Source organism: Mycobacterium sp., assembly GCF_965230835.1.
Lineage (GTDB): Bacteria > Actinomycetota > Actinomycetes > Mycobacteriales > Mycobacteriaceae > Mycobacterium.
The window spans coordinates 4,419,954-4,441,187 of the sequence record NZ_CBDDLW010000002.1 but is presented as its reverse complement, the minus strand read 5'-3'; the positions used below and the strand labels follow the sequence as shown (position 1 = coordinate 4,441,187).

Annotated in this window: 16 protein-coding genes; 9 read left to right on the top strand and 7 right to left on the bottom strand. The window is 62.0% G+C overall.

Translation table 11 applies throughout. From position 1 onward, the window contains the following. Window positions 1-28: 28 nt before the first annotated feature. Window positions 29-1,810, bottom strand: coding sequence for a BCCT family transporter (locus ACO07W_RS20305; protein ID WP_421846138.1), 1,782 nt, complete (start codon window positions 1,808-1,810; stop codon window positions 29-31). Window positions 1,811-2,145: 335 nt separating this feature from the next. On the opposite strand from ACO07W_RS20305, the gene ACO07W_RS20300 reads away from it, so the two are divergent. Then, window positions 2,146-2,928 (top strand): SDR family oxidoreductase, encoded by a 783-nt coding sequence (locus ACO07W_RS20300; RefSeq protein WP_421845408.1) that lies wholly within the window; start codon window positions 2,146-2,148, stop codon window positions 2,926-2,928. Window positions 2,929-2,987: 59 nt separating this feature from the next. Here ACO07W_RS20300 and ACO07W_RS20295 read toward each other — a convergent pair whose 3' ends face one another. Together ACO07W_RS20295 and ACO07W_RS20290 are read right to left on the bottom strand one after the other, a co-directional pair. Further along, window positions 2,988-4,601, bottom strand: coding sequence for a class I adenylate-forming enzyme family protein (locus ACO07W_RS20295; RefSeq protein WP_421845407.1), 1,614 nt, complete (start codon window positions 4,599-4,601; stop codon window positions 2,988-2,990). A gap of 53 nt (window positions 4,602-4,654) precedes the next feature. Next, window positions 4,655-7,261: an FHA domain-containing protein gene (locus tag ACO07W_RS20290; protein WP_421845406.1), complete on the bottom strand. Its 2,607-nt coding sequence runs from the start codon at window positions 7,259-7,261 to the stop codon at window positions 4,655-4,657. A gap of 312 nt (window positions 7,262-7,573) precedes the next feature. On the opposite strand from ACO07W_RS20290, the gene ACO07W_RS20285 reads away from it, so the two are divergent. Beyond that, entirely contained in the window at window positions 7,574-7,738 is a 165-nt protein-coding gene (locus tag ACO07W_RS20285) for a hypothetical protein (protein WP_421845405.1), read from the top strand. A gap of 85 nt (window positions 7,739-7,823) precedes the next feature. Here ACO07W_RS20285 and ACO07W_RS20280 read toward each other — a convergent pair whose 3' ends face one another. The 3 genes from ACO07W_RS20280 to ACO07W_RS20270 form a co-directional block, all read right to left on the bottom strand. Next, entirely contained in the window at window positions 7,824-9,242 is a 1,419-nt protein-coding gene (locus ACO07W_RS20280; RefSeq protein ID WP_421845404.1) for a serine/threonine-protein kinase, read from the bottom strand. 27 nt (window positions 9,243-9,269) lie between these two features. Further along, window positions 9,270-10,133, bottom strand: coding sequence for a cyclopropane mycolic acid synthase MmaA2 (gene mmaA2, locus ACO07W_RS20275; protein WP_421846137.1), 864 nt, complete (start codon window positions 10,131-10,133; stop codon window positions 9,270-9,272). Window positions 10,134-10,526: 393 nt separating this feature from the next. Beyond that, window positions 10,527-12,335 (bottom strand): serine/threonine protein kinase PknE, encoded by a 1,809-nt coding sequence (locus ACO07W_RS20270; RefSeq protein WP_421845403.1) that lies wholly within the window; start codon window positions 12,333-12,335, stop codon window positions 10,527-10,529. Window positions 12,336-12,836: 501 nt separating this feature from the next. Here ACO07W_RS20270 and ACO07W_RS20265 point away from each other — a divergent pair. The 3 genes from ACO07W_RS20265 (at window position 12,837) to ACO07W_RS20255 (ending at window position 15,909) form a co-directional block, all read left to right on the top strand. Continuing rightward, window positions 12,837-14,312, top strand: coding sequence for a DUF4185 domain-containing protein (locus tag ACO07W_RS20265; RefSeq protein ID WP_421845402.1), 1,476 nt, complete (start codon window positions 12,837-12,839; stop codon window positions 14,310-14,312). Window positions 14,313-14,493: 181 nt separating this feature from the next. Further along, the gene (locus tag ACO07W_RS20260) at window positions 14,494-15,030 is read left to right on the top strand and encodes a YceI family protein (protein WP_421845401.1); all 537 of its coding nucleotides are present in this window, start codon (window positions 14,494-14,496) and stop codon (window positions 15,028-15,030) included. 201 nt (window positions 15,031-15,231) lie between these two features. Then, on the top strand, window positions 15,232-15,909 hold the full coding sequence (locus ACO07W_RS20255; protein WP_421845400.1) for a glycoside hydrolase: 678 nt from the start codon (window positions 15,232-15,234) through the stop codon (window positions 15,907-15,909). A gap of 15 nt (window positions 15,910-15,924) precedes the next feature. Here the strand turns inward: ACO07W_RS20255 and ACO07W_RS20250 are convergent, their stop codons facing one another. Beyond that, entirely contained in the window at window positions 15,925-16,839 is a 915-nt protein-coding gene (locus ACO07W_RS20250) for a helix-turn-helix domain-containing protein (RefSeq protein WP_421845399.1), read from the bottom strand. 55 nt (window positions 16,840-16,894) lie between these two features. Here ACO07W_RS20250 and ACO07W_RS20245 point away from each other — a divergent pair, with 55 nt between their 5' ends. From ACO07W_RS20245 to ACO07W_RS20230, 4 genes are read left to right on the top strand one after another with little or no spacing between them, the layout of a single operon-like run. Beyond that, window positions 16,895-18,175 carry a sulfotransferase family protein gene (locus tag ACO07W_RS20245; protein ID WP_421845398.1) on the top strand — a complete coding sequence of 427 codons (1,281 nt, stop codon included), beginning with the start codon at window positions 16,895-16,897 and terminating at the stop codon, window positions 18,173-18,175. An 8-nt stretch (window positions 18,176-18,183) separates the two neighbouring features. Next, a complete protein-coding gene (locus ACO07W_RS20240; RefSeq protein WP_421845397.1) occupies window positions 18,184-19,446 on the top strand; it encodes an alkyl sulfatase dimerization domain-containing protein in 1,263 nt (420 codons plus the stop codon). Further along, complete coding sequence (locus ACO07W_RS20235) at window positions 19,443-20,192, top strand: SDR family NAD(P)-dependent oxidoreductase (protein WP_421845396.1); 750 nt, start codon at window positions 19,443-19,445, stop codon at window positions 20,190-20,192. Before ACO07W_RS20240 ends, ACO07W_RS20235 begins: the two co-directional genes overlap by 4 nt. A 48-nt stretch (window positions 20,193-20,240) precedes the next feature. Next, window positions 20,241-21,230 carry an LLM class flavin-dependent oxidoreductase gene (locus ACO07W_RS20230; RefSeq protein WP_421845395.1) on the top strand — a complete coding sequence of 330 codons (990 nt, stop codon included), beginning with the start codon at window positions 20,241-20,243 and terminating at the stop codon, window positions 21,228-21,230. Window positions 21,231-21,234 lie beyond the last annotated feature (4 nt).

The window sequence follows — 21,234 nt, the reverse complement described above, 5'->3', positions numbered from 1 at the left end:
GGCTGGTAAGCAAATGTTCCTCGCTGTCTTAGCTCGACGATGTTGCGTTGTTTTCGGCTTCGGATTCCTCAGAGTCGAAATCGTAGTCGCCTAATGGGTCCGGTGGGGTACTTACGGTGAGAACTCCCGTGTCGGGGTGAACTTGATATCCCCCACTATCAACGTCCCGCACAGCAATGAGCCCGGACAATGTGGCGGAGATGTCATGGCGCTGATGGCTTCCGGCGGAAACCACGTCGGGAACCGTGACATGCAACAGCCTGGGTGTGGTGGCTAGATCGAAGTGGAACGCCTTGGCCATCGCATAACACGCCACCACCATGACGATCGAGAACGGGAGGGCCGTTGCGATAGCAGCAGTCCGTAGCGCAGTCAGCGATCCGGCCCCGCCAACCAGCAGCAACACGGCAGCCGCTATTCCTTCCATAACCGCCCAGTAGACCCGGGTCAGCTTGGGCGGCTCCAACTCACCGCCCGCAGACAAGATATCGATGACCAACGAACCCGAGTCTGAGGAGGTGATGAAGAAGAACACGATAACCGCGACCGCAAGAACACTGGTGATGATCGCACCAGGAAGACCGTCGAGCAGCTGGAAAAGCGATGTGTTGGCGTCCACGGCTCCGCCGGAGAGCATGTCGCCAGCATTGCGTTGTCGCAACACTGCTGAGTCGCCGAAAATTGTGAACCACAGCGAGGCAATGACGGTGGGCACGAGCAGTACCGCACCGACGAACTCCCGGATGGTGCGGCCCCGCGAAATCCGGGCGATGAACATTCCGACGAACGGAGCCCAACTGATCCACCAGCCCCAGTAGAAGATCGTCCAATCGCCGAGCCAGCCGTCGTTGGAGAACGGCGCGGTGCGCAGCATGAATTCTGGCAGCGATTGGACGTAGCCCCCCAAGTTCTGCACCCACGACTGCAGCAGAAATAGCGTCGGCCCAAGCAACAACACGAATAGTGCCAAAGCGCCGGCGAGCGCCATGTTGACATTGGACAACCATTTCAAGCCCCTGCTGACTCCACTGACTACCGAGGCGGTCGCACTGGCGGTGATGACGGCGATCATGCCAACCATCCACCAGTTGTTGACCCGGATCCAGCCGAGATACTCCAGGCCAGAGGCGATCTGGGTGATACCAAAGCCCAGCGACGTAGCAACCCCGAAAAGTGTTCCGACCATTGCAATGACGTCGACGGTATGGCCTAGTACACCCTCGACACGGCGCCGCCCGAGGACTGGCTCGAGTAGCCACCGCACCGACAAGGGACGACCGCGTCGATACGTCATGTAGGCCAGCCCGAGTCCAACTACTACGTAGATCGCCCAGGCGTGCAAACCCCAGTGGAATACCGTCAATGCCATTGCCTGCTTGGCCGCCGCATCGGTAAGTCCCGGCACACCTCGCGACTCCGGAGGGTGCACGTAGTGACTGAGCGGTTCGGCCACTCCGTAAAAGACCAGACCAATGCCCATACCGGCGCTGAACAGCATTGCCAGCCAGGCCCAGAAGCCAAACTCGGGTGCCTCATCATCTCGGCCGAGTCGAATGGTGCCGACCTGTGAGATACCGCAGTACAGCGCGAACACCACGAAACCGGTGGCGACTAGCACATACCACCACCCGACACCGTTGGTGATCGCCGCGTTGAGCCGAACAAACGCGTTGGCAGCGGTGCGCGAGTACACGACCGAAACGACGATCGTCCCGAGGATCACGGCTGAAGCAGGAATGAACACAGCGGGCTTGATGCTCCGCCACGCATGGGCAACAGGGTTCCTGCTCACGGGGTTTTGCTCGGGCATATTAGGTAACGACATCACATCCCTTTCGCACCGCGTCCTGTTCGCAGGAGCGGCAAACAGCGTCAGTACAGACAAGCACATGTCGGGTCGCGGCATCGGATCGCGCCTGATGCAGAACGGGTCTGCACAGCGCGTCGGTGCGTCGATCACCAAACATCGGACAGCCATGCTTTGTGGCGCAAATGGCAACTTACCCACTGATTTCGCATTTCACGACGGCATAGCAGCCAAGTCAATGTGATTCGGTTGACCGGTGTGCCACGATGGAAACGGCAGTTCATCGAACGCAATACTCATGCCCGCCGAAAACGTCGCCGAGGTGATCAAGAGTGTCAATGCCAAACCGATTGACCGACAAGGTCGCGCTCGTCAGCGGTGGCTCCCGCGGCATGGGAGCATCCCACGTGCGGACAATGGTCGCAGCGGGAGCCAAGGTGGTGTTGGGCGACATCCTCGACGAGGAGGGTAACGCGGTCGCAGCCGAACTTGGCGATGCGGCCCGCTACGTTCACCTTGACGTCACCGATCCTGACCAGTGGGCAGCCGCGGTCGATACCGCTCTGGCGGAGTTCGGCGGCCTCGACATATTGGTGAATAACGCTGGCATCCTCAATATCGGCACCTTCGAGGACTACGCGCTGTCCGAATGGCAGCGGATCCTCGACGTCAACCTCACCGGAGTCTTTCTGGGCATCCGCGCGGTCGTCCCACCGATGAAGACGGCCGGTCGCGGATCCATCATCAATATCTCTTCCATCGAAGGCCTGGCTGGCACCATGGCCTCCCATGGCTATACCGCAACGAAGTTCGGGGTCCGTGGTCTGACCAAGTCTGCGGCCGTAGAGCTGGGCGCGAACGGGATCCGGGTGAACTCCGTGCACCCCGGACTCATCAAGACGCCGATGACCGAATGGGTGCCCGACGACATCTTTCAGACTGCGCTGGGCCGCGCGGCCGAGCCCTGGGAGGTCTCCAACCTGATTGTCTACCTCGCCAGCGATGAGTCCAGCTACTCCACCGGTTCAGAGTTTGTTGTCGATGGAGGCACCGTCGCGGGCCTTGGGCACAAGGACTTCTCGGCCGTCGACGCATCCGAACAACCCGACTGGGTCACCTAGTCAATCGGGTCGCCAGTGCTGCCCAGAGGTCGCTGAATCCCGTGCCTGCTCGACACGCGCTAGCCGTGTCCACGAGGGGGCGGCGCCATCTTGGTCCGAATATCCTCGCGGAGTAGTCCCTTAGCGATCTTTCCGCCGGACGAGCGGGGCAGTTCGGCGACTACGATGAGCCGCTCGGGCAGCAGCTCCTTAGAAACGCCGTGCGCTAGCAGATGCTCGACGAGCTCGGAAAGCTCGACGGTATGCGTGTCGACGAGTTCGGCATACAGGCAGACTTTTTCACCGAACACCGGATCGGGCATCGCGACCGCAGCTGCCACCGCGATCGCCGGATGGGTGGCGACCGCATCCTCCACTTGTGTCGCGCTGATATTTTTACCGCCCCGCAGGATGAAATCAGATGTTCGGCCGGCGACGCTCAGATAGCCATCGGCATCGATTTGGCAGATGTCGCCCATACGCATCCAGCCGTCGTGGGTGAACAACTTGTCGTGGTCGCTACCACCCAGATAGCCCAGGCTGGTAGCCGGACCCCGGCATGCGGGCTGGCCTTTTCCCGTCTCGGTCACGTCGCGATCGCCGTCGAAGAGCCGGACCTGCATCTCTGGCACGATCCGGCCGCACGTGCGGAGCCGATGTTGCAACGAGTCGTCGAGCGTGGTGCCGCTGAGTAATCCGGTTTCATTGGACCCGTAGAACTGCAGAATCTTTGCCCCAGTGATTTCTTCGAACTCGGCGGCCGGCCGATACGGCAACGCCTCGCCGCCGGTGAACACGACTCGCAGCGCGCTTAAGTCGTAGTCGCGGCCGGCGCGGTCGGCCATCAACATCGTCAATTGTGTACTAACGCAGCACAATACAGTTACCCGGTGGTTGGCCAGTGCCTCGTATGTCGCGGTAGGTGTAAATCGGCTCAAGATCACCGCGGTGGCGCCGAGATAGATCGGGGTGGTGTGACTGGTCCATAGTCCAAAGCCGAATGGTGTGGGTATGACAGGCAGGAACGTATCGTCAGGCGTGAGGAGCCCGGCGGCGACCGCCTTCTGGTGAAAGTAGTGCCAGCGGTTCTGGGTGTGCACCACACACTTGGGGAGCCCAGTGGTCCCGGAGGTGGAGTTGATCAGGAAGACGTCGTCGGTGCCCAGTTGTGCTTCGGCCCGAAGCTTGGTGGGTTTGGCTTCGATGTCGAGGTGCAGCGCACCTGCGTCGCCGCCTAGGACAAGCACGGAAACGACCAGCTTGGCTGCCGCCTCCGCAACGGCCTGCCGCGCGACATGGCTGTGTTGTGCGTCGCTGATCAGAATCTTTGGCTGCGAACTGCGCAGAATCTGGGCCACTTCGCGTGCGCCAGCGCGAGCGCCGATTCCGACCACGACAGCACCGCAGCGTTCGATGGCGACGAACAGTACATGGATAGCCGGGGAGTCAGCGTGCCACACTGCGAGCCGATCACCGGGAGCGACACCGGCGCCGGCCAGCTGGGCGGCTAGAGTGCTTGCGGCATTGTCGAATTCACGCCACGACAGCAGCATGCCGGAATCGTCGATGTAGGCGGCGCGGTTGGGTGAACATTCGGCGTTGCGGCGTACAGCGTCAGACAGCGTCGCATCTGACCACCAGCCGGCGGCGCGGTAGCGGGCGGAATCCTCGGCCGTGAACGCAGGCGACCTCATAGCATCCAGCCCAGTGGTATTCGTGCCGAATTATTGGAAAGCAACGCGAGCGATCAGCCCCCCTTGAGACGAATCTTCCAGCGCACGAAACCTAGGTAGAAAACGCTGATTACCGCCAGCATGCCCATGTCGAACCACCAGGCGCTGGCGGTGTGACGCCAGTGTGAATCCTGCGGAGTCAGTGGACCTGGCACGATTTTGATCAGGTCGACCGTAGCGGCTGACGCGGCAAAACCCCATCGTGCCGGTGTGACCCAGGACATCTGGTCGAGCGGAACGCGCCCGGTGACAGGAATCATGCCCCCGGAAAAGACCAGCTGCGACATGACCGCTACCACCAGCAACGGCATGATCTGCTCATTGGACTTGGCGATTGCCGACAACGCCAACCCAAGCATCGCTGAGGCAACGCAGGCTGCCGCGACGTCGACAAACAGCTCCAGACCGGGCTTGCCCATCACAACGGCGCCTTGGGTGGGCCCACCCTTGCCTAGCAGAACAATCACGGTCACGATGGCAGACTGGACGATGGCGAACACCGTATACACACAAACCTTCGCCAACAGGTAAGCGGTGGTGGACAGTCCCACCGCCTGTTCACGTCGGAAGATCGCCCGCTCACCGATGAGATCGCGGATCGTCAGTGCGGTCCCCATGAAGATCGCCCCGACGTTGAGTAGCACGAGGATTTGTCCTGGCTCGTTGGGCGCGTCGCCCAGCGGGTTCGGGGTCCCAAAGCCGACATCTCCAGGCACCGACATCGACAGTGCACCCATGATGAACGGCAACAGCGCCAGGAAAACGAAGTAGCCTCGATCGGAGACGATCAGCCGGAGCTGGCGTCTGGCGATTGTCGAGAATTGCCGTATCAAGCTGGTGTGCGACGGATCGCCCAGCTCGGCGGGTTGTTCGACTGGCGGCGGCGGAGGAGGCGGGCCGGCGTGGGCTAGATACCGAGCCTTGGCCCCGTCCGGGTCTTCGGCGACGTTGCTGAAGATATCGGCCCAGTTCGTCGTGCCCATGGTCGGGCCGATCTGGCTGGGCGACCCGCAGAACGCCGTCTTCCCACCTGGGGCCAGCAGCAGAACCTGATCGCACACATCGAGATACGTCAGCGAGTGGGTGACCACGAGGACCACGCGTCCGGCGTCGGCCAACTGGCGCAACATGGTCATGACCTGCCGGTCTAGCGCCGGATCGAGGCCGGATGTTGGCTCATCGAGGATCAGCAACGACGGCCCGGTCAGCAGTTCCAATGCCACCGACGCGCGCTTGCGCTGACCGCCGGACAGCTTTTCAACCCGAGTTTCCAGGTGATCGGTCATTTCGAGTTCCTCGAGTACCCGGGCGACCACTTGCTCGCGATCAGCGCTGGTGGTGTCAGGAGGCAGTCGTAGTTCGGCCGCATACATCAGCGCTTTACGGACGGTTAGCTGACCGTGCACCACGTCGTCCTGCGGTACCATTCCGATCCTGCTGCGCAGCGAGGCGTACTCGGCATGGACGTTGTGGCCCTCGAAGGCCACCGTACCGCTGCTGGGATGGGTGTACCCGGCGACCAGTCTCGCGAACGTAGACTTGCCGGCGCCCGACGGGCCGATGACAGCCGTCAGCGTTCCAGGCCGTGCGATCAACGAGATGCTGTCCAGCAGTGTTTTGTCGTTCTCGATTGTCCAGGTCACCGCACGTACGTCGAGACCGCCGGCGAGGGTCGCGGCGGCGCTCTCCTCTCGGCGTACAAGCGTGCCGCCGGCAAAGACGAGGTCGTTGTTGCCTATCGTCACAACGTCGCCGTCGTGAAGCAGCGCCGCGGCAACGCGGACGCCATTGACGAAGGTACCGTTGATGCTGCGGTTGTCCCGGATCTCGGTGCCGCTCGCCGTTGGGATCAGGGTGGCGTGGTGACGCGATGCCAGAACCTCGGGAATGACGATGTCGTTGTCATTGGCTCGGCCGATCTTTACTGACCCGGACGGCAGCTCCCCCGCAGACTTCCCGGGCCGCAAGATCTTCATCATCGATGTTGCGATGTTCCCTGCGTCGCCGCCCGGGCGCCCGCCCGCGGGAGCGGGGGGCGATTCCATGGGTGGTCGGTAGATCTGCGGCGCCGGCTGGGGTCCGTTCTGCGGTCGGACCGAATGCCCGCTGGTTGGGTACCTTGGCTGTAGCCCTGTTGGCGGGCCCGGTTGCAGCGGAGCACCAGGTGCAGGTGGCAGCCGAGACGTGGCTGGTGGAGGCTGGTCGGACCACTGCGGACCGCCCTGCGGGGCCCCCTCGGTCGGCCGTGATCCGGTGGGCAGGTGAGGTACCGGCATCGTCGTCGTCGGAGGTGGTCGCCCGGCCGAACCCTGATGTCGGCCAACTTCGAAGGCCAACGCGGGACCATCCGGGTTGCCGATGTTGATCCATTGGCCATCGTGGATGTCGACAACTGGGACGCGGCGATTGTTGACGTACATCCCGTTGAGGCTGCCGTTGTCGATCGCGATCCATCGGCCCTGGTCAAATCGCAGCAGCAAGTGCGCTCGGGAGATCAGTGGTTGCGCGACGCGGACGTCCGCCCGTAGGTCACGGCCGACGACGACATCGTGGCCTGCTGCGAAGGTGCGCTCAGATCCGTCGTACCGCACGGTCAGCACAGGTGTGGCTGGTCGGCTCATTGGTGTCAACTGTATCGGCTTTGCGCCCGCCGCCGAATAGGACGCGCAACCGTTTTGGCCGTCTCAGCGTGGATGGAGGGGCTTCCATTCTAGCCAAGTATCGGTTGTGGTTCTGGGACAGCGACTTTGGTGCCATTCTTATGAAATCGGGCGCCACGCCGGCAAGCGGATTGGGTTCTCGCGCTGTGAACGGCTTGTCAAAGTCCGTAGAAAGGCCTTGGGTGAGCCCGTTTCGGGGTAACGCGTACGTAGTTTTGAGGTCTAGCTATTGAAAGGCTGGCGTCGAGCTGGTCCCGTCCACGGGAGGAAACCATGCCTGTTCTTGAAGCGCAACTGCGTAAGGAGCTGCGCGAATACGCCACCGAACTGCGTCAGTTAGCGTACACCGTGCCCAACGGCGTGTGCGAGCACGATCTGCTTCGGTTATCGGAGCGGATGCACGCCGCCGCTAACGAGGCGGTCCACAAAGGAGCTTAGCCCCGTCGGCCGACTACGTTCTGAACCTCTTGCGGAGCAACTTCTGAGTCCGTGTGCCCGCGGCTGGGGCGGCCGTCTGGCGCGGCTACGGCCTACCGTCGCTCCTGCGAATATCCCGAAGGCATTCACGTAGGGTCTGGCCGGTCTGCTGCATGCACATGCGTATCGGCGACTCCTGTTCGGTGGGTAGCGACGTTTCCGTCGGGTCGATGGTGACGGTCGGACTTGGCGCATCGTTCTCGGTCAGTGACCAGACAGTTCTGCTCGTGCCCTGCAGCCTCACGCAGTACGCAGTCGCCCCCGTCTTTGTTACGCCGACGCTGCCGATGGGCGAACAACGTGCACCGATAGCCACGACCGCACTGGCTTTCGCAGACGTGGTCGTTGAGTTCGTGGGGGCAGCGCTGACCTGCGACGTCGAGGTAGCCTGCGGCGTTGCCGAGTGTGGTGGGGTGGTCGGGTCCGTCGAGGCAGTATGGGTTGTTCTCGGCAGCTCGGCGAGTTCGTCATCGGCACGGCCGAACTCGAACGCCGCCGCCGCTATCGCAGCGACGAGCAGCACAGCCAGGACTGCGGGAACCAGGACGGCCGCGCGCATCAGCGAACGCCGGGCTGGTGCGGCGGCCGCGCGGGGCATGAGGACACGTGTTGCGTCTGGATCGCCGGTGCCGAGGCGATGCCCGAGCGCACGCGCGAAGTCGATGCACCGTTCGTAACGTTGTATGGGGTCTTTGGCCAGGGCTTTTGCGAAGACCGGGTCGAGTTCAGCCATACCGGGCTGGCGATCTCCGAGTGTCGGGGGCGGCGCACTGAGATGCTGACTGATCACGACTGCGGGGTTGGAGTGTTGAAACGGCGGGGAGCCGGTTAACAGGTGGAACGCCGTTGCGGCGAGCGCGTACTGGTCAGCTCGTCCATCCAGGTCGTGGCCCATCAGCTGCTCGGGAGCCGCGTAGTACACGGTGCCTACCGTCATGTTGGTAGCGGTTAATCCGCTCGGGTCGTCGACCCAGCCGGCAATCCCGAAGTCGGCTAACAAGATTCGGCGCTCTTCGCCATCAGCCTGAGCAAGAAGGATGTTGGCTGGTTTCACGTCCCGATGTAGCAGCCGGTGCTGGTGGGCGTAGTCCAATGCCTCAGCCACTGCCGTGATGATCTCAGTGACCTCGGCACCGGGCATCCCACTTGGATAGATATCCCGGAGCATCTGTCCGGCGTCGGTGCCGTCGACGAAGTCCATGTCGATCCAAAGCTGGCCGTTGTACTCTCCGCGGTCGTGGATCGCAACGATGTGCGGATGCCAGAGTGAAGCGGCAACGTTGGCTTCGCGGTTGAACCGCTCGCGGTATTCGGTGTCGGCGGACACTTCGGCCCGCAGGATTTTCAGCGCGTCCTGCCGGGGAAGTCTCGGATGTCGCGCTAGGTAGACCTCACCCATTCCGCCGGTTCCCAGTCGTCTGACGATGGTGTAACCCGCGAACGTCGAACCCTCGGCGAGCAGCATGGCGGCATCGTAGCGCCGGCTGGGCGGCTATTTCTCCAGGGTGAACTGGTTGACGTCGATGTAACCGACCCGGAACATTTTGGCGCAGCCGGTCAGGTACTTCATGTACCGCTCGTAGACCTCTTCGGACTGGATCTCGATCGCCTCAGCCTGGTGACCCTCGAGCGCCTCGGCCCATAGATCTAGGGTCCGCGCGTAGTGCAGCTGTAGTGATTGACGGCGGGTCAGCGTGAAACCTGCCTTGGCCGAGTGTTCCTCCACCATCTCGATTGTCGGTGGCCGTCCCCCGGGGAAGATTTCGGTCATGATGAACTTGAGAAAGCGGGCCAGCCACAATGAAAGTGGCAAACCGTTGTCGATCATCTGCTGTTTTGTCAGGCCGGTGATCGTGTGCAGCAGCATCACGCCGTCACTCGGCAGGACGTTGTGAGCCATGGCGAAGAAGTCGTCGTAGCGGTCATGGCCGAAGTGTTCGAACGCGCCGATTGACACAATCCGGTCGACGGGTTCGTTGAACTGTTCCCAGCCGTTCAGTGCCACTCGGCGGCTGCGGGGGCTATCCATTTCGTCGAACGTTCTCTGCACGTGGGCAGCCTGGTTTTTGGACAGTGTCAGCCCGATGACGTTGACGTCGTACTTCTCGATGGCCCGGCGCATGGTGGCGCCCCATCCGCATCCCACATCGAGCAGGGTCATCCCGGGCTGCAGACCCAGTTTGCCCAGCGCCAAATCGATCTTCGCGATCTGGGCTTCTTCCAGAGTCATGTCATCGCGCTCGAAATATGCGCAGCTGTAGGTCTGGGTGGGATCGAGAAACAGACGGAAGAAGTCGTCGGACAAGTCGTAGTGCGCCTGCACATCGTCGAAGTGCGGCGTTAACTGATTAGTCATAATCCTGTGATGCCTTTCCCGCCTGGTGACGGCCCAACGACGCTTGCCCGCCTGCACCGAGCGTTTCCCCCGACACGTCCTTGAGGAATGCTATCCGAGTTGGAGGTCTTCCGCTAAACGACGACCATGTTGCCTCGGTCAAGATCGATTCACGAGTGTTCCGACGAGCGAATTGAGCCGGGCCCGGTCAATGCCGGGGTCGGTGCGGCCGTTCTCCCTGTGGGTTCGCCAGAGACCGAACTCGGCGCACTCTTGGCGTACCAGTATGGTCTGGACCGTCGACCCGGGACGACTCGCTTCTACCGAATCGCCATGTGAGGCCTAAGCTTCAGCAGGTGCGTCATTGATGCCTGAGTGGTCAATTCCAAACTCGACGTGTTCGCTCCCGCGTCATTACCCCAGGACCTGCGTGAGCCAGTTCGGATCTTGATAGTCCACGGCCCTGTTTCCGTCCCACACGAATGGCGTGCCCGTGGCGCCGAGTTCGGACAGCGTTGTGTCGGCCTTGGTGGCTTTGGACTCGGCGATACCGACGTCTTCGCCGGAATTGATGCAGTTGATCGTGGTGGAGCTGGCGCCGAAGGTGTTGGCCAGATTAGCTAGTTCGCCGTCGGTACGGTCTGCTGCTCCGCTCTCCGACGGTTGGAAGTCGCTGTCGAACAGAGCGGAGTAGAAGTTGGTGTAGAGCTTCGGTTCGTTCTGCGCTGCGACACAGTAGGTGGCCGCCACTGCGCGTGTCGAGTAGTTCTTACTGTGCGATTGGCTGTCGAGGAAATTGAGGAGGTGAAAACGCACCGCGAGCTTCTTGCTGTCAACTGCATCGTCGATATCGATGGAAAACGACCTGATGAAGGTGCCGCATGGCGGGCAAATGGGTTCGTTGAATATGTCGATGGTCATTGCCGCTGCGGAGCTACCCACAAAAACCCCGTCCGGCAGGACGCGAAGTTCGACAGCGTCTGATGGTCGCTGCGGTGGCGAGGATGACGTGGATGATCCCCACTGCCGGGCGAGCGTGATTCCAACTCCGACAACGACAGTCACCACGACAGTACCGGCGACTCCGGCCCACAGCCACGGCTTACCTCGGGTCCTGGGCGGCTGAGGTGGTGGCCGAGTCCACGATGGCGTCTGTGGGTTGGCTGCGCCCCAGGTCGAGGCATGCGCCCATGTCGTCAGCTCTGCTTGATGTCCGGGCGGCGCGACAGGCGACCCAGCTACCGGCGGCGGGGGCCACCCCGCGCCTTGTGGTACCGGCTGAGGCGGCGATGGCGAGGCGGGCGCGAGGTCATCTGGTAGCTTCCCGGCCACGGCAAACGGCGGCCTCGGCATCTGGTTGCGCTGCAAAATGTCAGTTGCACGGCTCTGATCGGGTCTGGCCAGGGCTGCGTGGGCTGCGGCGGCCAGATCACCACAGGTCGCATAGCGGTCGCCGGGATCTTTGGCCATCCCGCAGGCGATCACGCTGTCGAAGGCGACGGGAACTGTGGGACGGATAACGCTAGGCCGAGGGATCGGTTGGTTCAGGTGCGCGCCCATCAGACTGAGCTGATCGCCCCGGTAGGGCGGAGACCCGGTCAAACACTCATACAGGACGCAAGCCAAGGCATAGATATCAGCCCGATAGGTAACCTCAGCCTCGCTGAATCGCTCCGGGGCCATATACCGCAATGTTCCTACCGTTCCCCCCAGCCGAGTCAGCTTTTCTTCGGAGTTGGCACTAGCTATCCCGAAATCGACGAGATAGGCGAAATCATCGGCACTGACCAGAATGTTCTCCGGCTTAACGTCGCGATGCGTAACTCCGGCAGCATGTGCGGCGTCGAGCGCCGACCCGATTTGTCGCACGACCGCCACTGCCCGAGGCGGGGACAGTGGTCCGGACCGATTCAATATGGTCGCCACGTCCATGCCGTCGATGAACCGCATGTCCACATAGAGTTGCCCGTCGATCTCGCCGTAGTCGTGAATCGGCACCACGTGCGGTTCTTGTAGCCGCCCGGCCGTCCGGGCCTCACGCTGCATACGCGCGCGGAAGATCGGATCGCGCGACAGAGTGTCCGACATTAGTTTCAGCGCCACGATCCGCTCGCGGACCGTGTCCTCGGCTTCGTACACGTCGCCCATGCCGCCGCGGCCCACTAACCGCTTCAGCCGATACGGGCCGAAGTGCGAGCCAGCCCGTGAATCCCGGTCAGCCATCGCCTGACTCCTCATCCCGACAACCGCACGCAGCAAACGGCATTGACGTGCCGGCATGGCCCTGCGATGTTAACTGCGGACACCGGCACATGGTGGCCTACCAGGCATAAGGCTAGTGGCTTCAGGGTCGGCGTGAGTGGTGCATCCAGATATAGCTGCGCCGAATTTTTTCGCCCATGAATGGGCCAAGCAAACGCGGCTGGCCGGCTATTCCTCGGGGAAAGTCTCCGTTAGCCCACGCGTTGCAGTTCATTCGGCGACGGGAACCACCAGGGCAACCTCGCCGCGAATACCGGTCGCATCTATATCGAAGATAACCGCTGCAGCAATGCTGGATTCTGCCGCCTCGATCGCTGTGGACAGGAACAAAATCGTTGCGACACGGTCACGGACTCATACCTATCAGTGATACCAGCTACCACAGAAACCCCAAGAATCACTATCTTCACATCAGCGAATAGCGGACGTCAATGCGGCGTCCTGCCCCTGGAAAGGTATGACATGTCGCCGATTCCTCGAATCGTGTCGTTATTCATGGCGTCAGCGGCTGCTACCGGATTAACCGTTGCCGTAGGCCTCTCCCCTGCCGCGACCGCCGTTCCGTGCAGCGGGGAGGCAGCCAACGCTGCACCCCCGCCCAGAGCGGCGGTAACTTCGCCCGGCAACGCTCGGCTTGGGCCGCTGCCCACTGGCCGCCGGCCGCGCGGTACCAACGACCGCGCCCCACTACCCAAGCTGGGACCGCTTATATCGTCGTTATTGAATCCAGGTGGTCGACGCTCCGCGCCGCTGCAGCAGCAAGCCGCGGTGCCCGCGCCGACTCCCCCTCGGCCTCGAGGGGGCAATCCATCGCCGCCGAACGCTGGCCAAGTGGCCCCGAACGCGGCCCCCGTACCAGCCCCGCCGGCACCGAACCCGAACCCGGCGCCGCCGATTGCTGGCGCGCCGACTTCACTGGTCGAATGGGTCAGCGGGCCAAACAGCCCCAACAAAACGCTGCAAAGATTCGGTATCTCTGGGACCGATCTCGGGGTCCTCTGGGACAACGGTGACCCCGCCAACCATCAGGTGCTGATGGCCTTCGGCGACACATTTGGCTTTTGCCGTGTCAAGGGGAAGCAGTGGCGTTACAACACGCTGTTCCGCAGCCAAGACCGAGACCTGGCCCAGGGAATTCATGTGGCGCCTGGCGCAGCTTCCAACAAGTACTCGGGCTCACCGCTGGCCCTACCAGGTTTTTCCCGGCAGATCATCCACAGCATCAAGTTCGCGCCGCAGGAAACAGGAGTCATTCCGACTGCAGGCATCTCCGTGGGCAGAACTCAGTACATCAACTTCATGTCGGTTCGGAACTGGGGTCGCGACGGCGAGTGGACCACAAACTACTCGGCGATTGCTGTGTCGCCCGACAACGGCCAAAGCTGGGGGGTGTACCCCGGCACCGTCCGTACCGCCCGGCCAGCCGGCAGCAAGCGAGTCAGATTCGTGCCGGGCAATGAGAACTTCCAGATGGGGGCATTCCTCAAGGCGGCTGATGGCTACGTCTACTCGTTCGGAACCCCGTCCGGGCGCGGGGGTTCGGCACGTGTCGCACGCGTTCCGCAGCGGTTTATCCCCGACCTCACCAAGTACCAATACTGGAATGGCGATGGCGCGGGATCCTGGGTCCCGAACAAGCCGTCCGCGGCTACGCCGGTTATTCCGGGTCCAGTTGGTGAAATGTCGGTGCAGTACAACACCTATCTACGGAAATATTTGGCGCTCTACAGCAACGGCATGAACGATATCGTGGCGCGCACCGCGCCGGCGCCGCAAGGACCGTGGAGTCCCGAGCAAATGCTGGTGTCCTCTTGGCAAATGCCCGGTGGCATCTACGCGCCCATGATGCATCCCTGGTCAACAGGCAAAGACGTGTACTTCAACCTATCGCTGTGGTCGGCTTACAACGTGATGTTGATGCACACCGTACTGCCGTAACTACTGTGGAAAGGTTGTCAGTCCGGCGTGGACGCCCACATTCTGTACCACATATCTATATCACTTCTAGCGCTTGGTGCTCCTGGGCTCCAAGTCGGGATCATGATTTTCCAGGGATATAGCTGTCGGATTAATGTTCGCATCCGCGGTGGCCAGGCCATACAATTATCGCGGAGGCGAGATGGCAACAGTCACAGAACTTCTAAGCGATCCCGAATCAGTCGGGGTATGGACGCTGGTACCCGGACGGACACGAATTACATTCAGGAACAAGACGATGTGGGGTGCGCTCATGGTGCACGGCGCCTTCACCGAGTTCAGTGGCGACGGCCAAATCACCAATACTGGCGAAGTATCGGGACGAGTTAACATCGTCGCCGCGTCGCTGAACACCAAACTACGTAAACGTGACGAAGACCTGCGTGGTCGTACCTTCTTGGACGTCGAGAACTACCCCGACATCAAAGTTGTTGTTGCCGCCGCAGAGCCGAACGGAACTGACACGGTTGATGTGCGGGCCGATCTCACCGTCAAAGGGCACACCGCGCCGATTCCCCTGCACGCCAACGTGGAGGCGCTTGACGACGGCGCGGTCCGGATCAGCACGAAGACCACTCTCAATCGTAAAGCCTGGGGTGTGACAGGAAACATGCTAGGCATGGTGGGCGACAAGACCACGCTGTGGGCCTACCTGGTCTTCCAGCGCGGCGTCAGCTAGCCGGGAAATTCCCGTGATCCGGCACCGGGCGTCATGCCAGCCCGGTATACCGCGACGTGACTTTCGCGAATTCCATGAAGGCCAAAGAGAAGCGAACGGTGGAAAGCCCCAACCATTGCCGACCTATCACGCCGCAGCGCCGTAAAAAAATGGCCACCAGATGTCCCGAGATCCCGATACCAACGTTGTCGCGACACTAGGGTGTTCTGCGTGGTCAGAAACGTGCTAGCCAATGGCCGCAGCCGCTGGCTAGCTTTGATCGTCTCGGTTGGTGTATCTGGCGCCATGCTTTACGCCCAGGCCACAGAGTCCCGATGTTGTCTCGAAAACCCCGCGGTGGCCCCGGCACGCCCCGAAGCTGCGTCCGGCGCCGCGGGGCATATCGCCAGTCCCGCCGAGGCCCAATCGTTGGCGGCGAGCGCGCCGGCCGCTGGTCAGGAATTCAAGCTCGCCCTGCCAGCTGGCGTCGCCTTAGAAGATGGTTTGCAGCTCAAGACCATCTGGGCGGCGCGCGCTATCAGCGTCATGTTTCCACAGGTCACGAAAATCTTCGGGTTTCGTCAGGATGCTTTGAAATGGCATCCGAACGGGCTGGCGATCGACGTCATGATCCCGAACCATGGCAGCGACGACGGTATTGAACTGGGCAACCAAATCGCTGGATACGCCTTGGCGAACGCCAAAAGATGGGGAGTGCTCCACGTCATCTGGAGGCAGCGGATCTATCCAGGTATCGGTGCTCCGAGTTGGACGGCGGACTACGGCTCAGAAACTCTGAACCACTACGACCACGTTCACATCGCCACCGATGGTGGCGGCTACCCAACCGGGCGCGAAACCTACTACATCGGATCGATGCGGCCCGAACCCGATTACTAACAGCGACAACGCGCGTCAGGGCACCCGAGCGCCAACAGGAAGGGGCTGTGCGGATTCGATCCGCCTCGCCGTCGTACACACGTGCGTTGCGAGCTCCCTCAGTTCGGCCCTAGTGATTTCGGCGAACGGCGCCGCGGTCACTGACATGATCACGGCCCCGTCGGAGTCTTTCACGGGCGCCGACACAGTCGCGATCGCGTGCGTGTTCTGCCCGTCGAGTTCGGCGGGCAAGTAGTCGACCAGAGTCAAGTCGGCGAACGCACGGGCCAATCGGGTGGTGATCGCATCGGCTTCGCCGTCGGCGGCCAGCGCGCGTAATGCAGCGTACACGCGCACGTACTCGCGGGTGAGGCGCTCGATGACGAATCCGCGGTCGCGGATCTCGCCCAGCACGGCACGAAGTCGGCTCCGCAGTGCGCTCGACGGCGCACCGGCGCCCTGCAGCCAGGCGTTCTGCACGTTCGCGTCGGCCCATGCGACGTAATCGCGGCCGAATGGGGCCACCAGGGGGAGCCGAAACCCGGCCCTTAGCGCTGGTGCGCTCAATGAGTCGCCGACACTGTCGACGAGGGTTAGCGTCGTCGACTCCCGCCGCGCCACCAACACCTGAACTCCCGTCGCTTCGTGTAGTTCCTGCAGATAGCCGCGGAGGTGGCGATTCCCGGTTGTCTTGGTCAACCCGCTCATGGCCGGTCCCCAGGCATAGCCATTGGTCTGCTGGTCGCGAACCACCCAGCAATGGGCGGCCAGCGTGTTCAAGATGGCGTGCGCGGTCGCCGGGCTGATCTGCAGAGTCCGCGCGATGCGAGTCAGGGACAGCGACCGCTCGGGGTCGGCGGCCAGCAGTTGCAACACGGCGATCACCCGCTCGGTTGGTGGCGATAGCGCTTGACGGTCGCCATGAGGGGTGGCTACCTTCGACCTTGCCACAAATTCGAAGGCTACTTCGAATATTCGACGTGGTCAATGTGGATCGGAGGCGCCGATGGTGGGAGCAGCCGAGCCGTTGCAGTTCGATGATCTTCTCGACCCGCGGTTAACGGCTGTCCAGCAGCAAATCCTTGATCACACTGAATCGCGCCACGTCGATCTGGACCTGTCGCAGATGATCGACGAGGCGACAGTGCAGGCCGGCGTTGACGATCTCGACGAGGCTGACGGCGTGGCTACGCGGGCCGCAGCTTACGTCGAGGCGATCGAAGCCGATGAAGGCCTGAACCAGATGATCCGAGCGACGCTGCGAGCGCGGATCGTCCGACTTTTGCGTAACCGGTTGTCGTTCAACGACCTGAACAAGCGGTACCCAGAGATCGAGGCGATTCCGATCGAAAAGCCCTTGATCGTGGTCGGGATGCCCAGGTCAGGAACCACTCATTTGGTGAACATGTTGGCAGCCGATCCGCGCCGCCGCGCTCTGCCGTACTGGGAAAGCCGCGAGCCGATGCCTCTGCCTGGCCGTGGACCCGATGTCTTTGGGGTCGATCCCCGATACCGCGAGGCAAAAGCAGAGCACGAGGCCATGATGCTCACCGCGCCTCATGTCGCGGCGATGCACGACAGATTTCCTGAGGCTATCGAGGAAGAAGTCGAGTTATTGGACCTGGACTTCGCCTCCTATGTCCTTGAATGGCACGCGCGTGTTCCAGGATGGCGCGACTTCTACCTCGCACTTGACCAAGCGCGTCACTACGCGCACCTCAAGAAGGTGCTGCAGGCGTTGACTTTTCTGCGGGGCCCGCAGACCTGGGTGCTGAAATCACCGCAACATTGTGAACAGCTTCCCGCTCTGCTTGCGACCTTTCCCGACGCGACCATCGTGTTCACTCACCGAGATCCGGTGGCAGTTGTACAGTCCACCATCACAATGCTGGCCTATTCCGATCGGCTGCGTCGCCGCGCCATCGACCCGCAGTGGCTCCTCGAATACTGGAGCGATAGGGTCCACCGGCTGCTGGGGGCATGCGTGCGAGATCGTGACCTGGTTGCTGCCGAGCGCAGCATCGACATCAGTTTTCACCACTTAAACGGCCACGAGCTTGAGCTGCTCGAAAAGCTCTACGCGCGTTGCGGTATCGCGTTGACGCCGGCCGTTCGCGGCGCGTTCACGAACTATCTCGCCGCCAACCCGCCCGGCAAACATGGCCACATCCGCTATGACCTGCGCGGGCATTTCGGGATCAGCGCCGAGCAGCTGCGTTCTCGGTTCGACTTCTATTTCGACCGGTTCGACGTCCGGCCCGAAGCCCACGTTAGCGAAGACAGCTAGGAGCGCCCATGAGCACGCCGGACGCGCAGTTCGAACCCGTGTACCGCGGGCGGCCCGGTGCCGAGGCAATGACACCCGCATCGGCTCGCCGAGCTGAACAAATCGCCCCGGGAATCTGGGTATCCCCCGGGCTATCCAACTCTTACCTGCTAACCACCAGCGACGGCCGGGTGGTCGTCAACACCGGCATGGGCTTCGAAAGTCCGGTGCACCGAGCCAATTTTGATGCAGTCGACAACTCACCGATTCGCTACATCATTCTGACGCAGGGGCACTACGACCATGTCGGAGGACTCGAGGTCATGCGCGACACGGGCACCGAGATTGTGGCCCAGGCCAACTGGCGGCAATGGCGCGATGACAACGAACGCCTGGCCCCCTACCGCGCACGCAACAGCGCGTTCGCCTTTGCCGGCACGCTCGCGCGGGGCATCGCCACCATCCAGGAACGCTTCGGCGCAAGACTACCGGCGCAGGCCAGGCCGACGGCTGATATCGAGGTAGACGATACGTTGACACTCACCGCAGGTGGCCGGACCCTGCACTTGCTGGCGACGCCGGGCGGGGAAACCACCGATTCAATGGTCGTCTGGTTACCGGAGCAGTCGATCTGCTTGTGCGGCAACACCTTCGGAGCACTTTTCGGGCATATTCCGAACTTCGTCACGATGCGCGGCGATCGGTATCGCGACCCGCTGGCCGCCATCGCCGCGATCGATCGGGTGCGCGGCCTGCAACCCGAGATGCTCATCACTGGGCACTTCGATCCCATCACGGGCTCCGATCGTATTCAGGCCGAGCTGACCCGAATGCGTGACGCGATCGCCTACCTGCACGAACAGACCGTTTCCGGGATGAACGCCGGCAAAGACGTCTTCTCGTTGATGCGTGAAATCACCCTGCCACCCGAACTTGACGTCGGCCAAGGCTACGGCAAGGTGTCCTGGAATGTGCGAGCGATCTGGGAGCATTACTCAGGTTGGTTTCACCATCGCTCGACCACCGAGCTGTATGCGATTGACAACGCCGAAATCGCGGTTGACGTGGTCGCTCTGGCCGGTCCCGACCACTTGCTGACCCGCGCTGAAGAGCACCTCGCCGCAGCCCGCCCGGTCCACGCTATTCACCTCGCTGAGCTGGTTGTCCAAGTGTCCCCCAAGAACGCCAGGGCACGCGGTGTCCTGCTGGCAGCCCACGATCACCTGCTCGCCGGGTGCGACAACTTCTGGGAACGCGCCTGGCTCACCAAACAGATTGAGAGTTACACATGACTGCCCGCGTCACATTCGAATTCACCGGTACGACTGTGCTGATTACCGGAGGGACCAGCGGAATCGGCCACGCCACAGCCACCTTGTTTCGCGACGCCGGCGCCGAGGTGACCGTAACCGGGACCCGACCCGAAGCCGACTCCTACGAGACGGATCTGACGGGAATGCAATACCGCCAACTGTGCCTCGATGATCCGAAGTCGATCGACGCGCTCACCGAATCCTTCGATCGGTTGGATGTCTTGATCAACAATGCGGGCGCCAACTTCCCCCAGGGACTTGACGAATCCCGGCCTGAGGGCTTCGACGCGTCGGTGGCGCTTAACCTGGTCGGGCCCTATCGGCTTACCGTGGGGCTGCGCTCGGCGCTTCGCAAATCCACGGCCCCTGGCGGAGCCAGCGTCGTCAATCTCGCTTCCATGGCCGCATTGCGCGCAGTGGCTCTCGTTCCCGGATACGGAGCTGCCAAAGCCGGAATGATCACGATTACACGCACGCTAGCAGCGGCGTGGGCGCCCAAAGGCATCCGTATCAACGCAGTGGCACCCGGAGTCATCGACACACCAATGACCGCACCCGCCAAAGCGATTCCAGAGATCGTCAAGGCCGAAGTCGCGCACATCCCAATGGCCCGGTTCGGCGGCGTCGATGAGATTGCGCCGACCATCGCATTCCTGTGCACCGAGCACAGTAGCTACACAAGCGGAGCGCTATTCGTTGTCGACGGCGCTTCAGATTGCCTCTGATCCACAGCAAATGACGCCGAGACATGGGCAGCCGACGTAGGAGAACACATGACACTGACCGTCCTGCGATTCAATTTCGCCACTCCCGGCGGTGACCCTCGTCAGCGCCGGGAGCGGCTGACGACTGCTATCGAGATCACAAAATGGGCTGATACGCAGGGCATCAGCGCGGTAAGCGTGGACGAGCACCACGCCACTGGGCACGGTTGGTCCAATAACCCGGTGCTGGTCGCCGGAGCACTCCTGGCCTGTACGAACCGCATCATTGCCAGTGCCGATTGTCTACAGGGGCCGCTGTGGGACCCGATACGGCTAGCCGAAGACATTGCCTTGATCGACACGATGAGCGGCGGGCGATTGCACGTAACCATTGGCATCGGTTACCGGTCGAACGAATATGCGTTGTTGGGCAGGGACTTTCACACTCGGGGTCGGGATGTCGAGGAGCTGGTGTCAGCGATGCTGAGCGTCTGGCGCAGTCACTCCGACGACGCGGTCCGCCCATTCTCGCGTCCACACCCGCCGCTGTACATCGGCGGCGGTGTGCGCGCGACAGCCGAACGTGCGGCTCGGCTTGGCCTGCCATTGAGCTTGTCGGATCATCTGCCCGAACTTGCCGCCTACTACACCGAACTGTGCTCCGCCAAAGGTTTGACGCCGCTCATACTGATGCCGCCTGCCCGCAACCGCGGCATGCTCTATCTCCACGAGGACCCGGACCGAGCGTGGGCCGAGCTCGGTGATCACATCCTTTGGGAGGCCGTCACGTATGGCCGCTGGGCACAAGGCCACCAAAGATCGTTGATGCACTTGCCCGGCGTCACCACCCTCGATGAGGTCCGGGAGTCAGGACGATACCGGTTCCTCACCCCCGACCAACTCATCGCTGAGCTAAATGAGGCGACAGAATTTGCGCCACTGGTAATGCATCCGCTCGTTGGGGGCATGCCAGCCGACGAGGCATGGAAGTCGCTCCACTTGCTCACCGACAAAGTGCTCCCGGCGCTGACCACATCTTCGCTGGCGACACCGCCCTGATTGA